The 14,678-nt window shown below is 60.4% G+C and carries 14 protein-coding genes; 8 read left to right on the top strand and 6 right to left on the bottom strand.

The genetic code is table 11. The annotated features are described in order from the left end of the window. Positions 1-34: 34 nt before the first annotated feature. Genes ispD through cysE form a run of 3 tightly spaced genes read left to right on the top strand, consistent with a single transcriptional unit; the run spans position 35 to position 1,965 of the window. On the top strand, positions 35-811 hold the full coding sequence (ispD, locus tag ACO9S2_RS02925) for a 2-C-methyl-D-erythritol 4-phosphate cytidylyltransferase (protein WP_423720354.1): 777 nt from the start codon (positions 35-37) through the stop codon (positions 809-811). Continuing rightward, positions 811-1,296 (top strand): 2-C-methyl-D-erythritol 2,4-cyclodiphosphate synthase, encoded by a 486-nt coding sequence (gene ispF / locus ACO9S2_RS02920; RefSeq protein ID WP_423720353.1) that lies wholly within the window; start codon positions 811-813, stop codon positions 1,294-1,296. Before ispD ends, ispF begins: the two co-directional genes overlap by 1 nt. Positions 1,297-1,314: 18 nt before the next feature. Then, a complete protein-coding gene (gene cysE / locus ACO9S2_RS02915) occupies positions 1,315-1,965 on the top strand; it encodes a serine O-acetyltransferase (protein WP_423720352.1) in 651 nt (216 codons plus the stop codon). A gap of 176 nt (positions 1,966-2,141) precedes the next feature. Here cysE and truA read toward each other — a convergent pair whose 3' ends face one another. Both truA and ACO9S2_RS02905 read right to left on the bottom strand, forming a co-directional pair. Further along, positions 2,142-2,879: a tRNA pseudouridine(38-40) synthase TruA gene (gene truA, locus ACO9S2_RS02910; RefSeq protein ID WP_423720351.1), complete on the bottom strand. Its 738-nt coding sequence runs from the start codon at positions 2,877-2,879 to the stop codon at positions 2,142-2,144. 28 nt (positions 2,880-2,907) lie between these two features. Then, on the bottom strand, positions 2,908-4,194 hold the full coding sequence (locus ACO9S2_RS02905) for an N-acetylmuramoyl-L-alanine amidase family protein (protein WP_423720349.1): 1,287 nt from the start codon (positions 4,192-4,194) through the stop codon (positions 2,908-2,910). A 124-nt stretch (positions 4,195-4,318) separates the two neighbouring features. Here ACO9S2_RS02905 and ACO9S2_RS02900 point away from each other — a divergent pair, with 124 nt between their 5' ends. Next, entirely contained in the window at positions 4,319-4,834 is a 516-nt protein-coding gene (locus ACO9S2_RS02900) for an NYN domain-containing protein (RefSeq protein ID WP_423720348.1), read from the top strand. Here the strand turns inward: ACO9S2_RS02900 and ACO9S2_RS02895 are convergent. Both ACO9S2_RS02895 and ACO9S2_RS02890 read right to left on the bottom strand, forming a co-directional pair. Next, positions 4,821-5,600 carry a TatD family hydrolase gene (locus tag ACO9S2_RS02895; RefSeq protein ID WP_423720347.1) on the bottom strand — a complete coding sequence of 260 codons (780 nt, stop codon included), beginning with the start codon at positions 5,598-5,600 and terminating at the stop codon, positions 4,821-4,823. The two genes, ACO9S2_RS02900 and ACO9S2_RS02895, sit on opposite strands and share 14 nt — an antisense overlap. A gap of 103 nt (positions 5,601-5,703) precedes the next feature. After that, on the bottom strand, positions 5,704-6,762 hold the full coding sequence (locus ACO9S2_RS02890; protein ID WP_423720345.1) for a 3-deoxy-7-phosphoheptulonate synthase: 1,059 nt from the start codon (positions 6,760-6,762) through the stop codon (positions 5,704-5,706). 184 nt (positions 6,763-6,946) lie between these two features. On the opposite strand from ACO9S2_RS02890, the gene ACO9S2_RS02885 reads away from it, so the two are divergent. From ACO9S2_RS02885 to ACO9S2_RS02870, 4 genes are all read left to right on the top strand, one after another. Further along, positions 6,947-7,282, top strand: a complete 336-nt coding sequence (locus ACO9S2_RS02885; RefSeq protein ID WP_423720344.1) for a hypothetical protein — start codon at positions 6,947-6,949, stop codon at positions 7,280-7,282. Between the two features lie 138 nt (positions 7,283-7,420). Beyond that, positions 7,421-9,808 (top strand): TonB-dependent receptor, encoded by a 2,388-nt coding sequence (locus ACO9S2_RS02880; protein ID WP_423720343.1) that lies wholly within the window; start codon positions 7,421-7,423, stop codon positions 9,806-9,808. Positions 9,809-9,828: 20 nt separating this feature from the next. Next, on the top strand, positions 9,829-10,260 hold the full coding sequence (locus ACO9S2_RS02875) for an energy transducer TonB (RefSeq protein ID WP_423720342.1): 432 nt from the start codon (positions 9,829-9,831) through the stop codon (positions 10,258-10,260). A 99-nt stretch (positions 10,261-10,359) separates the two neighbouring features. Beyond that, positions 10,360-10,917 (top strand): phosphatase PAP2 family protein, encoded by a 558-nt coding sequence (locus ACO9S2_RS02870; RefSeq protein WP_423720341.1) that lies wholly within the window; start codon positions 10,360-10,362, stop codon positions 10,915-10,917. Here ACO9S2_RS02870 and ACO9S2_RS02865 read toward each other — a convergent pair. Continuing rightward, positions 10,910-13,324 (bottom strand): PAS domain S-box protein, encoded by a 2,415-nt coding sequence (locus ACO9S2_RS02865; protein ID WP_423720339.1) that lies wholly within the window; start codon positions 13,322-13,324, stop codon positions 10,910-10,912. The genes ACO9S2_RS02870 and ACO9S2_RS02865 overlap by 8 nt on opposite strands. Before the next feature lie 326 nt (positions 13,325-13,650). Next, positions 13,651-14,601 (bottom strand): CobW family GTP-binding protein, encoded by a 951-nt coding sequence (locus tag ACO9S2_RS02860; protein ID WP_423720338.1) that lies wholly within the window; start codon positions 14,599-14,601, stop codon positions 13,651-13,653. Positions 14,602-14,678: the final 77 nt, after the last annotated feature.

Raw genomic sequence — 14,678 nt, 5'->3', positions numbered from 1 at the left:
ACGTATCGCAAAGAATACGCCTCAGATCTTTTCAATGCCTGCGGTCTTGCTTATGACCATGGCTCATCCCCCTCGCTTCGAACCGCTCCCCCGCCAGACTCCTCGTGTGGTTGCCGTGGTGCCTGCAGCCGGTAAGGGGCTGCGGATGGGGGGGGCCGTTCCCAAGCAGTTTCTGTCCCTGGGGGGTGAACCCATCGTCGTCCATTCGCTTCGTGCCCTTCAGTCTGCCGCCTGTGTCCACGAGATCATCCTGGCCGTTCCTCAAGCCGACCTCGACTATTGCGTGAACGATCTCGCGATCCGGTACGGATTCTCCAAAATCACCAAAGTGGTCCCGGGCGGGAAAGAGCGGCAGGACTCCGTCCGCCATGCGCTCGAACATGTGGCGGACGAGACAGAGATCGTGGTCGTGCACGACGCGGTGCGGCCCTTTCTGACGGTGAAGATGCTGGAGGACGTCGTGGCGGCAGCGCGCCAGGTGGGCGGCGCCATCGTGGCCCTGCCGATGCGCGATACGGTCAAAGAGGTCGGGGCCGGGCATCGTATCCGTCGGACGATCGATCGGCAACCCTTGTGGCTGGCGCAGACGCCACAGGCCTTTCGACGGACCTGGTTGCAGGACGCGCACAGGAAGGCGCATGCCGAAAACGTGCATGCGACGGACGATGCCTTTCTGTTTGAATGGGCCGGCCATCCTGTCGTTGTGGTCGAGGGGAGCGGGGAGAACATTAAGGTGACGAGGCCTGAGGATATGATTATCGGGGAGGCGATTTTAGGAGCCCGCAGGGGCGGACAGCCTGGAGGTCGGTAATGGCAACGAAGATTCGGGTGGGATGCGGGTATGATGTGCATCCCCTGGGCAGTGGGCGCAAATTGATTCTCGGCGGGATCGAGGTACCGCATTCCAAAGGGTTGCTGGGCCATTCGGATTCGGATGTGCTGGTGCATGCGGTGTGTGATGCGCTGCTGGGCGCGATGGGGGAAGGCGATCTGGGCCGGCATTATCCCAGCTCGGATCAGAAGTACAAGGGGATTTCCAGCCTGAAGCTGCTCGAAGATGTCATGGGCAAACTCACGAAGAAGGGCTATCGGGTCGTCAATGTCGATACGATCATCGTGGCCCAGGCGCCGCGATTGAGCGCCTTTCTCTCCGCCATGCAGAAGCAGATGGCGCAGACGATGGGCATCGACCCCGATCTCGTGAATGTCAAGGTGAAGAGCGGGGAAGGGTTGGATGCGGTGGGGCGTGAGGAAGGCATGCACGCCCATGCGGTCTGTTTGATTGAAGCCCTCTGAGCATCGTAGGATAGCACCATGTTGAGCGCGATCCGGCAGGATCTGAAAGCCATTTTCGATCGGGACCCTGCGGCCACCAGCCGCCTGGAGGTCATCCTGACCTATGCGGGTTTTCACGCCCTGCTCATCTATCGAATCGCCCATTGGCTCAAAATCCATGGGGTGCCGTTCTTTCCGCGGGCCCTGTCCCAACTGGCCCGTTGGCTGACCGGCATTGAAATCCATCCCTCCGCCAAGATCGGCACGGGGTTTTTTATCGACCATGGCATGGGGGTTGTGATCGGCGAGACGGCCGAAATCGGCGACTATGTGACCCTCTTTCAAGGCGTGACCTTGGGCGGCACCGGTAAAGAACGCGGAAAGCGCCATCCGACGCTGGGCAATCACGTCGTGGTCGGCGCCGGGGCCAAGATTCTCGGCGGGATCAAGATCGGCGACAACGTCAAGATCGGTGCGAATTCCGTCGTCATCAAAAACGTTCCGCCCAACTCCACCGTCATCGGCGTGCCGGCCCGCGTCATCAAGACGCAGGGCGAGCGGCTTCCCGATGTGACGATGGATCAAACGAACCTCCCTGATCCCATCAACGACCGGTTCGCCGCGCTTGAACAGGAGTTGATCGAACTCCGCAAGAAGCTCGAGAACCGCGACTCCCAACTGCCGTTCTAGTTTTACTCCCTCCTCAATCCGTATCCATCCTCCCTGCAATCAGTCTTCCCCTATTCTTGAATATCGTTTGCCGAATTCAGTTCATTGAGTTCGAGGGATCGCACAGAGTTTGCCAGCAGCCGCTAGAGGGCGTATAGCGCTGACTATTTTCAATCGTGAATGAAAGCGGCAGCAAGTTAGTCGTAGTCCACCCGTACGAGGTACAGGCCCTGGGGTGGGGCGGTCTTGCCGGCCATTGAGCGATTGCGGGCGGCGAGGATGTCTTGCATGCCGGCTGCCGTACGCTTTCCGGTCCCGACTTCGACCAGGGTGCCGACGATGCTCCGGACCATTTGTTTGAGAAAGCGGTCGGCATACACGTCGACGCGGAGCTCCCTGTCTTCACGGGTCACGGTGAGTTGCCGGATATGACAGATCGGGTCTTCGTTTTCCGTGGGTTGGGTCTCGAACGATGAAAAGTCATGGGCGCCGATCAGGTGCAGCGCCGCCTGGTTCATCGCCTCGTCATATAACGGCCTGTGGACATGCCAGACTCCGAGCCGTTCGAGCGCAGGCCGTTCGGAGCGATTCAGAATACGGTACCGGTACAGTTTCCCTTTGGCCTTGTGGCGGGCGTGAAACTCGGCTGAGGGCAGTTCCACGGCGCGGACGGAGATGTCGGGGGGGAGATGGGCATTGAGCGCTCTGGTCCATTCATAGGGCGTCATCTCCCGATCGATCCGGAAGCTGGCAACTTGTCCGAGCGCATGGACGCCGGCATCGGTGCGTCCGGCGGCAACGACCGAGATCTGCTGCTGTGTGACCTTGGCAATGGCCGTCTCGACCGCTTCCTGAATCGTGGGTTGGTTGAGTTGGCGCTGCCAACCGGCGTACCGGGTGCCCTCGTATTCCAGTGTGAGCTTGATCGTAGGCATGGCGGGGGCAGAGAGCGTGGTGTGTGGGTTATCGGGCCGTCAATTTGCCGGATGCCAGGAATGACTTTACGCCGTGCAACAGCGCTTCGGCCACATCCCGGACGAAGGTGTTCTTGCGCAGCAGCGATTCTTCCGAGGGATTGGAGATGTAGGCGATTTCAGCCAGGATGCTGGGCATGCTGGTATAGCGTAAGACATAGAACGGCGCAGTCTTGACCCCATGGTCGGTCATATCGTAGTGGCCGTTCATGCGGGCGACCATGGATTCTTTGGTGTTCCAGGCCAGATCTTGCGACTCTTCGATCTTTTTCGTCGTGAGCAGGTCGGCGAGTAGATATTCCACTCCCACACCCGTGCTGTTGAGAGGGGTGCCGTTTTCTCTGGCGGCCACCTCCAGGGCCCGTTGATCCTTCGCCTGTCCGAAGTGGTAAATCTCGATCCCTTTGACGGAACGGGAGGGATGGGAATTCACGTGAATGGAGACGAACAGATCGGCCTCATGGCGGTTGGCGAACTTGGCGCGCTCTTCTAATTCCACAAAGACGTCGTGGTCGCGGGTCATCAGGACGCGCACGCCAGGCTGCTGGCTCAGCAGGTCTCTCAGGGTCAACGCGACTTTGAGCGTGATGTCCTTTTCCTCGGTCCCATGGAGGCCGCGCGCGCCAGGGTCTTTGCCCCCGTGCCCGGCGTCCACTACGATGGTTTTGTACGGTTTCGCCTGCGGTACGGCCGGCTGCGGAGGCGGTTCAAAGGCTGCCGGCGATAGCTCTCGGCTATCCGGGGTGGTGATCGCCGGGACTGGCCCGGGTGGCGAGGAGGATGCGGGTGTGACATCCACCACAAGCCGTGGAGGGTTTTCGAGCGCAAAATGCTTGTACCGGCTGATGGTCCCGGTCGGGAGGGCGACGGTGATGGACCGGGCGCTGTCTTGTGTAACCAGAAAGGGAGCCGGTACCACGCCGCGTTCGAGTCTGCTCCGCGCGGATCGGCTCATCGTCGCATTGGGCAGAGAAATCAGAAGGTCATGTGAGGAAGAGAGCTGGTGTTCAACGACCTTGGTGTGCCGATCCAGATCGATCACCAGCCTGGTGCGCCCGGGACTGGAAAATACACGGAAGTTCTGTACTGTGGCGGGCATGAGAGACGCCGGAGTCCCTTTGGCCCTGCCCTTGTGCGGGCGGTGGGACCGGTCGTCGGAGGCGGCTGCGAAGGCGCTGTCCGACGAGGTGTGGAACGGAGCCGGCAGGAGACTGCAGAGACAGAGCAAGCCTGCCAGTAGCAGAGTATGGGTCGAGAGGAAAGACCGTCGTCGCATGTTCCTACCAAATGCTGTGAGGGATAAAAAACATTCTCAGATGTCTCCCTGCTTGTCAAGGGCTTGTCCATGTTACTTCCATGCATTGACAGAGGGGAAATCTTCCCGGTAGCGTGAAACCACCATGGCCACGCACCTCATTATCGATGGGTATAACCTCCTCGGGGGTGGCTTCTCGTCCAGATCGGAGATGGCGCGGGAATCCCTTCTGCAGGATTTGGCCGCCTACCGCCATCGAAAAGGGCATGCCTTGACCGTGGTGTTCGACGGGTGGCAGCAGGGCCATCCGGTGGAGCAGCGCGAGCACCGGGCCGGCGTGCTGGTCGTGTATTCGCGGCGGGGGGAGAAGGCCGATCAGGTGATTCAGCGCCTGGTGCGCGAGTACGGCTCGGACTGCGCCGTCGTGAGCTCTGATCATGAGATCATGGCGACGGCCAGGGCCCATGGGGCCATGACGCTGACCGCGGCCTTGTTCATGAGCAAGCTGGCGGGGAGTCCCGGCTCATCAGGAGCGGTGAGGGGGAAGGAATTAGATCCCGGAGAGGATGAAATTCCTCGTCGGGGGCCGGATAAAAAGGGGAACCCCAGGAAACTTCCGAAGGCCTTGCGCCAGCGCAATCGGCATCTCAAGCGATTTTGAAGAGCCGCTTGGCGTTGCGTGTCGTGGCCAGGGCGACTTTCTCGGGCGACATGCCGGCTTCGTCGGAGCGAATGGCCGCCAGTTGCGTTGCCACATGGGTGACAAATGCCGGCTCGTTGCGTTTTCCCCGGTGCGGGACCGGCGTGAGGTAGGGGCAATCGGTTTCGATCAGGACGCGATCCAGCGGAGCCGTCCTGGCGATCTCGCGCAGGGCGGACGCATTCTGGAACGTGAGAATCCCTGAGAACGAGAGGTAGAAGCCCAGATCCAGCGCGTCCTTCGCCAGCCTGGCATCTCCTGAAAAGCAGTGAAACACCCCGCCGATTTCTGACGCGCGCTCGTCCTTCAATATCGCGATGGTATCGTCCTGGGCCTCCCTTGTATGGATAATGACTGGGAGCCGGAGTTCGCGCGCAAGCTGGATCTGCTCGCGGAACCGTTCGCGCTGTTCTTTCGGTGACGAGTGGTTGTAGTGGTAGTCCAATCCGATTTCCCCGTAGGCCACGACTTTATTGCTCTTCGCCAGCCGGCGGAATTCGTGGTACCAGCCGTCCTGGATGTGCTTCACTTCATGCGGATGCACGCCGATCGAGGCGTGGACAAACGGGTATCGATCAGCGAGTGCCACAGCGGATTCACTCGTGGCAAGGTCGCAGCCGATGGTGACGAATTGTTCCACGCCGGCTTCGCGCGCGCGCGCGATTATCGCGTCCCGGTCGTCGTTGTAGCGGGCGTCGTAGAGATGCGTGTGGGTGTCGATCAGCATGGCGGCCGCATCCTAGCACGGGGATCTGGACCTCACCAAGGGGTGAGGCATCGGGCACATGGCGGAAGACCTTCCTCTGACAGGTCTTTCTGAATGACTTGCGTCAGGCCGGGCGGGTGATGATGGAGTCGGCCAATTCGTTCAACAGGGCTTCTGTCTCGTCCCAGCCCAGACAGGCGTCGGTGATGGAGACGCCGTGAGCCAGGGCGATGCCTTGCTTCCAGGTCTGCTTGCCGGGGTTCAGGTTGCTTTCCAGCATCAGGCCCATGATGGAGTGGCGTCCCTCGCGGAACTGGCGAACCACATCGCGCGCGACGAGGCCCTGACGGCGGTGGTCCTTATTGGAGTTGTCGTGCGAGCAGTCGATCATGATCGGGCGTGCGATTCCTTCGCCGGCGACGGCCGCCTCGGCCTTCGCGACATGTTCTGCTTCATAGTTGGTCTTGCCGCCGCCGCCCCGGAGAACGATGTGGCGGTCGGGGTTGCCCGCGGTTCGAATGATCGAGATCTGGCCCTCGGCGTTGATGCCGATAAAGTGATGAGGGGTGCGGGCCGACGTCATGGCGTTCACGGCGACTTGCAGACTCCCTTCGGTGCCGTTCTTGAAGCCGACCGGCATGGAGACGCCGCTGGCCATCTCGCGGTGCGTCTGGCTTTCCGTGGTGCGGGCGCCGATGGCGGTCCAGCTGATCAGATCGGCAATATATTGCGGTGAGATGGGGTCGAGTAACTCGGTGGCGCAGGGGACACCCGATTGATTGATCTTGAGCAGGATCGTCCGCGCCAGTTCCATGCCGGTGGCAATGTCGCAGGTGCCGTCGAGATGGGGGTCGTTGATCAAGCCTTTCCATCCGACCGTGGTCCGGGGTTTCTCAAAGTAGGTGCGCATGACGATCAGCAGGCGATCCCCCAAGGTATCGGCGACCGGTTTCAGCTTGGCGGCGTATTCGTAGGCGGCCTCGGGGTCATGGATGGAACAGGGGCCGACAATGACGAGGAGCCGATCGCGATCCTGACCGTGCAGAATCCGGCGGATGGCCTCTCGTGTGTCGACCACCAGGGCTGCGGCCTGATCGGTAATCGGGATCTTGATTTTGATCGCGCGGGGTGAGGGCAGCGCATTGATCTCTAAAATATGCTGGTTGTCGATCGGTCTGTTCATGATACCTGTCCGCGAGCGGATCGCGGCCTTATCCACCAGGGTGTGTAAATGTCGACTCGACTGGGATGCTCTAACATATGCGAAAATGCCTGAAAAAGTCCATACGGCTTGACAGGGGCTGGCGGCAATCGATAGGTTAGTCGCGTTTTTGCCATAAGGCCTCGATGCGCCTGACGGATTCTCAATGGTGTTTGTGAAGTCCACAGTCCATAGTTCGCCGGTTCTGCTCCGTGCGGTCCTCGCGCTCGGGATGGTTTTCATCCTCCTCGGGCTGGCCCCGTTTGCCGTCGCGCAGGATGTCCACCACGAGTTGGCCGCCGCCGATCACGACGGTCACGAGCACTCCGATACCGACCTCTGTCAGTGGGTTCAGCACCATACGGCCGGGTCGCTGGATGTGGGCGTGCCGATTCTGACCGCCTGCGAACTGGTCAGCGTCGTCGAGCATCCGGCCGAATCGATTCTGCTGTCGGTCGAGACTTCTTCGCTCGGTCCCTCCCGCGCGCCTCCGCGTCGCTAGGTTCCTCTTCAACGATCGATGACGGTTCGGCGCCTTTTGGCGCCGGACTGTGGCCTATTTCCAATCCATCTGTTGAATGGGCGGGAGGACTTCATGCGATGTGCGGGGCCGTGTGCGTGGGCAGTGATGGGCTTCAGTATGGGGATCGGGATACTGCTGTCGATGGCATCCATCGCCGATGCCGCAGAGAGTGACGGGCAAGTCGTGATCCGGGGGGCGGTGCAGAATCAGGATCTTCGCCGGGTCGGACAGGCGGTGGTGGAGGTCAAGGATCAGGAAGGCACTTCCGTGGCGACGGCGGTCTCGAATGACGCCGGCGAATTTTCGGTCTCGGTCCCTGCCAATGCGACGTATTCCGTGAGTGCCGTGCAAGACACCTATCGAAGCGAATATGTCGTGCTGGTGTTGGGCTCCGATGAACCCAAGCCGGTCGCGCTCACGCTGTCACAAACGAGGGAGATTGCGCTGGAGGTGGTTTCTCTTTTAGCGCCGATCCAATACAAGGCGTCGAGCGAAACCTATTCGGTGAGCCGCAAGGATATCGAAGTGCTGCCGCGTGGCAACAATAACACGGTCGCCGAGGTCTTGCAGACGGTTCCCGGCGTGGTCTACGGAGGCTTGGGGCAGACCCACATCCGTCAGGATCATGCGAACCAACAGTTCCGGATCGACGGCGTGCCGATTCCGGAAGGCGTCAGCTCGACTTTCACCGATATCATTTCGCCTCGTATGTGGGAGCGAGCGGATATTACTCTCGGCGGAATGGAGGCGCAGTATGGCAACAAAAGCGCGATCGTGGTCGATATCACCAGCAAGAGCGGCACGAAACCAGGCTTCGGGTCGCTGCAGGGATATGGCGGCTCCAATCAGGAGGTGACGCCATCGTTCGAGTACGGAGGCACGATCGGAGAAAAGTTCCGCTATTACATCCTCAACAGCTATACGTCGACGAATCGCGGTATTGAGCCGCCGACCTTCGACCGGCCGCCGTTCCATGATCAATCCGAGCGCAACCAGACGTATCTGCGAGGTGATTACCAGCACGACAACCGGAACAGCGTCAGCTGGATTTTCTTGAACGCGGTTGCGAAGTATCAGATCCCCACGATCAACAACCTGGAGGCAAACCCGGATGTGCTGGGGCTGCTTCAAGCGCAGGATCCCACGTTCTTGCCGGCGCCATCCCAGGCGGTCAACCAGAACCAGAAAGAGAACTCCCAATACACCCACATGGTCTGGCGCCATGACGTGAACGCCGAAAATTTTTTCCAGCTCGCCGGATTTTTGCGCAGCTCCTACGCGAATTTCACCACAGACCCGCTCAACGCACTGACCTATACGCCTGATGCGGCGGAACCCTTCTCGACGGCGAACCAGAAGCGGAAGGCCTACTCACTGGGCACCAGGCTTGACTATACGTGGACTCCCGACAAGCACCACCTCGTCAAGTCGGGTTTTCAATTCCAGTACACCGACGCACATAATACGGCCCAGTTGTTTGACTTCGCCCGGGACCCCGGCACCGGCCTCCCGATCGGACCGGTCATCACCCAGACCGGCTCCAAGACGAACGTGCAGGTGCGTGAGGAGGTGTGGATTCAAGACCAATGGAGTCTCAACGACCAATGGACGCTCAATCTCGGATTACGGGGCGATCTCATTCAAGGGTTCTACAATGAAGGACAGGTGAGCCCGCGCATCGGTGTGGCCTACAAGTTCAATCAGGCGAACGTATTTCACGCCTACTATGGCCGGCTGTTTACGCCGCCGAATGTTGAGCAGATTGCGTTTGGCAATTTGAATCTCCAGGGCACTACGGCAGAGCCGGACAATCCGACCGGCTTCAATCCCCGCGCGGAGCGGTCGCACTACTTCGAGGTGGGCAGCTATCACGCCCTCAGCAGCTGGGCGACGCTGGAATTGGCGGCCTATTACAAGCGGAATCATTTTCAGTCCGATGCGGGTCAGTTCGGCTCGACACCCATGCTTAACTTCTTCGCCTTCGAATGGGGCTATCAAATGGGGATCGACGGAGCTCTGAAACTGCACATCACAGACAGCCTCAGTGCCCGCGGCAGCGTGGCATGGGGCCGGTGCAAAGGCAATGGCTTACAATCCGGGCACTACCTGCTGGAGACGAAGGAGATTACGGACATCAATACACCGGGGGGCGTGTTCTGCGACCACTCCCAAACCATGACCAGCTCGGCAGTTGTCGCCTACCGGTTCCCGTCCAACACAACTCTCTCGGGTCAAATGCTGTATGGGTCTGGGCTGCGGACTGCGTCGAGCGATGAAGCCCTCACAAACTCCTCGCACTTTCCGTCATGGACCACGTACAATGCGTCGATTACGCACGTGTTCGAACTGCCGTGGGACAAGCAGAAGCTTCTGGTGGGAGTTGATGCCATCAACTTGTTCAATTACAAATACTTCTACAATCAAGGCGAGGGCAGTATCGGGCTGGGAGTGCCGCACACCGGCATGCAACGGTCCTTTTTCTTCCGCGCCCAATGGTTTTTCTAAACCCGGGTGAAGCGATGAACATGGTGAAGCGATTCGTTTGGCTTGTTGTCGTCACGATCTGTTTCTCGCCGGTTTCCTCGATGGCGGCGGTCGGGGATGAGGCCACGCACGAAGCGGATCATCAGGAGGATATCCTTGAATTGCCCGAAGTGCATGTTCACGGGTTGTCCCTCAACAAGGATCAGCAGTTGGGGCCGGTCGCGAAATCGACGCCCTGGCCGGGCATTCCTTCGTCGCTGGACGGCAAAGAACTCGACGATTGGATGAAGGCGCGGCTGCTCGTCTCGAAAGAGGCCAAGGTGACAGTCGTGGTGCTGGAACCCGCTAAGCATCGGGAGTTGACCGCCGCCGGCCTCGCAGCCTTAAGCAAATGGACCTTCGAGCCCCAGATGAAGGGCGACGACGCCGTCGACGGGGAACTCACCGTTCGTATTCATTTTCGGACCCGGTGAGCGGAAGCTTAGGGGCATGAGGCACGTGATGAGGGGAAAGCGAGCTGTGCAGGTCGCACCCCGTGCGTTTGGCTTCTCGCCCCACCCCATGGGTGCCTCGTGAGCCTCGACGAGTCCCTCTTTCTCGCCATCAACGGACTCGCCGGCCGCTCTGAGATCTTCGACCAGCTGTTCCTCCGTCTCAGCGCCACCAGCACGTTGTATTTTCCTGTCGGGTGTGCGGTCGCCTATTGGATCTGGCGTCGTCGGTGGGAGGCCTTGCTCGGGAGTCCGTTTCTCGCCGGCGCCATCGGCCTGTCCGATTTTCTTGGCGGGCAGCTCAAATGGCTGGTGGCGCGGGTGCGCCCCTGTCACGCTGTTCACGAAGCCATCGTGGTCGGGGGAGGCGCATGCGGCCGGTTGTTCAGCTTTCCCTCCAACCATGCGATGAACACGGCAGCCGCAGCGGCGTTTCTCCAGGTGCTCTATCCAAAAACCGGCTGGATCAGCTGGCCGATCGTGGGCTTCGTGGGATTCGCCCGCGTCTATGTCGGTGCGCACTATGCGACTGATGTGCTCGGCGGGTGGGTGCTCGGAGGACTCATCGGCAGCGGAACCGCCTGGGCGCTCCTGCATTGGCCGAGGTTTAGAACCCCGGCTGTTCGTCAGATTACGTGAGCCACGAGAGCTGTTGCGCGGTGTCTGAGTTCGTTTCCGGGGTGTCGAGCACGGTGCGGATTTTTTGCAGCAGGACTTCCTGGGTGAAGGGCTTCTGGATGAACGGCGTCGTATCGGCCAGGTTGTCCGCGATGCTGAAGCCGCGATCGATGTAGCCGGACATCAGCAAGACTTTAATGCTGGAACGTTGATTGCGCAGATGTTTGGCGAGGAGCGGGCCGCCGCCGGTGGGCAGGACCACATCGGACAGCAATAAATGAATGGTGTTGTCATAACCGTTGCTCAAAAAAAGCCCCTCCTCGGCGGTCGCCGCTTCCAGCACGGCGTATCCGTGGTCCGTCAGGACCTGGCGGGCAAAAGCTCTCACGATCGGTTCATCTTCGACCAGTAACACGGTCTCGGTGCCTTTGACGGCCGCTTGCGGGGAGCCGGTCTTGGCGACCGGCTGGATCGCGGCCGTGACGCGCGGAAAATAAATCTGAAATCGCGTGCCCTGCCCAAGCTGGCTGGACACGGTGATCAATCCGTTGCTCTGCTGCACAATCCCATGCACGGTGGCCAGGCCGAGCCCCGTGCCTTTTCCGGGGCCCTTGGTCGTGAAAAACGGTTCGAAGATCCGCATGAGCGTGACGTCGTCCATGCCGATGCCGGTATCCTCTATCGCCAGCAGAACATAGGGGCCGGGAGACAGCGTCGGCGCCTGAGTGGAGAGAAAGGCGTCGTCCAGTTCCACGTGCTGGGTTTCGATGATCAGTTGTCCGCCGTTCGGCATGGCATCGCGCGCGTTGACGGCCAAATTCATCACGATTTGTTCAATTTGTCCGGGATCGGCCTTGATGCGTCCGATCTTCTCGTCCAGCCGGCAGATCAACTTGATGTTTTCGCCGATCAGGCGGCGTAACAGCTTCTCCATGTTGACCACAACGGAGTTGATATTCAGCACCTGCGGTTGCATGACCTGCTGGCGGCTGAAGGCCAGCAATTGATGCGTCAGCGAGGCGGCGCGATGGCCGGCATTCAGAATCTGCTGCAGTCCGTTCTGCACGCGCGGCGGGATGTTGCGGTTTGCGAGCGCCAGATCGCTGTATCCGTTGATGACCGTCAATAAATTATTGAAGTCGTGGGCGATGCCCCCCGCGAGGCGTCCGATGGCATCCATCTTCTGGGCGTGATGGAATTGTTGTTCCAGCCGCACTTGTCCGGATAAATCCTGGATTAGCGACATGATCGAGACGACCGCCCCGCGCTCGTCCGTCAGGACCGAGTTGTGCCAGACGCAATGCACGACGCCGCCGGCTTTGGTGTACTGGCGGCCCCGATAGACGTTCTGGCGCTCGCGGCCCTTCATCAGCCGGTCGATGACGCCGTGCAGGGCCTCCGTATCGTCGGTGAAGACGAACCGCCATTCGTGAGAATATTTCCCCTCTACCTCCTCAGACCGCCATCCGAAAATCTTTTCTGCCTGCGGGGACCAGCGTTGCAGACGCATATCCGCGGTCCATTCGATGACCGCCAGAGGCGTGTTTTCAATATGGAAGCTGAGCTGTTGGTAGGCCGATTGCAGGGCTTTCTCGGCGCGTTTGCGCTCGGTAATATCGCGGATGGCCACGAGATGCATGTCGTGGCCTTTATACCGGTAGGGCTTGACGATGACTTCTTCCGAGAATGTGGAGCCGTCTTTGCGCCGGCCTACGGACTCGTAAGGGGGTTGTTCACCGGCCTGCATAGCGGCAACGACCTTCTCCCGGCATTCGTCGGCCACCAGGTTGAGGAGGGCTGTCCCGATCAACTCGCCGGGAGCATATCCGAACATCCGCTCCAGTCCGGGGTTGGCTTCGACAATGATGCCTTGATTGTGGATGGCGATGCCGTCGAAGGTGGCATCGGCCAGAAGGCGGTAGCGCTCCTCGCCCTCGCGCAAGGCGGTGTTGATGGTCACGAGTTCCGCGGTGCGCTCCCGGACGCGGCGCTCTAAGTCTGCACGGGATTGGTGGAGATCCTGCTCGCCTTGCTTGCGTGCCGTGATGTCGATCATCGATGCCAGGTAGTGCGTGCCGGAGGGGAGTGTGACCGGGTTGAGGCCGATCTCGATGGGGAATTCGGAGCCGTCTTTACGCCGGCCGTACAAATCGCGGCCGACACCCATGGCGCGAGCCGACGGAGCCTGGTTCAAGGTCTGTCGGTGGCGGGCATGTTCCGGAGAGAAGCGTGGCGGCATCAACAGTTCAACGGATTGGCCGACGAGTTCCTCGCGCCGGTACCCGAACATCTGTTCCACCTGCTGGTTGAGCAGGATGATGAGGCCTTCCCGGTTGGTCAGGAGAAGTCCGGTCGGCGCGGCATCGACAATGAGCCGGTACAGGTCGTTGGTCTGTTGGTCAGGGGTGTGGGCGTGAGGGTCTGTCATCGGGCTGTCCTTTATGTCGCGCGTGTTTTGGCTTCAATCAGCGCGGCCTGACCCTGATGGGCGTGCATCCTACCACTGCGTTCCGCGGGAGACAATTCAAAATCGGTCGAACGCGTGCGTCCCGCGGTCAGGTCGCGCTACGGACCTGTGCTCAGGGGGCAAGGATGTGTCGGTGGGTTGTCTTCGCAGGCTGGCCACCGCGGCCGAGCAGTAAGGTCCCAACGGCGAGTCTGCCCGCGTTGCACGTCACCTTTGACTCATCATGATGCGGCGCATCATCCAGGATTGATGCGAGGCTGCTGCTGGCGAACTTGTCCAACAGCTGGCTAGCGCGGGGCGAGGCAGGCGAGCAGTTGCGCCTGGCATTGCTCGCGATCGAAACCGCGCCCGATGAGCACGATTGCCGGATCCGGTTCGTCCAGCAGCATAACGGGCGCAATCGTTGCCTGTCCCGGCGGGGCATACTGGAATTCCTGCAGCTCCGGTTCATGCTCAAAACGAAAGAATCCTTTGGCGCGTTCGAGTTCCTTGGGCAGCGTCTCGGTCCAGGCCAGAAATCGCGCGCGATTCAAGGGGCCGGGGAGGCGCACGGTGGTGGCAATGGGATGATAATCCGCTCGCTGGTGTGAGCCTGAGGGGCGGGGTGCGCCAAACGTCACATTCGTCCTGGAGGCTGGCCGGGTGGTCTGTACGGGCGACAGCAAGGCGGTGGGGTCGATGCGGGCGTGGGCGGTTTCCCAGAGACGGGCATAGGGATTCTGTTTCACGATCCCGCTTTTGAAATCTTCCCAATGGCCCGGCACATAGAGGTCCTGCTTATTCAGGATCAACTCGTCCGCGCAGCGAATGGCCTGGGTCGTGACATAGTGACTGGAGCTGCTGGTTTCGCTGGGGATCGGATGCAGCAGGGCGATCACCCGCTCCAGCGTGGTGAGACGGGCGGTGTAGAGGTCCGTGACCGCGTCGATCACCTCCGCCGGGTCGGCCAGCCCCGAACATTCGAGAATCAACACATCCGACTCCGCATCGTTCACCAGCTGCGCGATGCCCCAGGACAGATCTTCCTTGGTGTCGCAACAGACGCAGCCCCCGGCGAGATTCATGACCTGCTCGGCGATGGTCCCGGCGCGCGGCCCGTCGATGCTGATCTCGCCGGCTTCGTTCATCAGCACGCCCACCCGTCGCCCCTCCTGTTTCCAATGTTCCAGCAGCCGCATCAGCAGCGTGGTCTTGCCCGCGCCGAGCGAGCCGCAGAGAAGATAGAAGGGAACGGGCATAGACATTCCTCATTAGTCGATTGCGATAGGTGGTATCGGGATGACGATTCGTATTCTATCGGGTGGGACGGCCGGTG

Origin of the sequence: Nitrospira sp. NS4 (assembly GCF_049546785.1) — a bacterium.
Classification (GTDB): domain Bacteria; phylum Nitrospirota; class Nitrospiria; order Nitrospirales; family Nitrospiraceae; genus Nitrospira_D.
The sequence above is the reverse complement of the archived record's forward strand: the minus strand, read 5'-3'. Positions and strand labels throughout refer to the sequence as shown.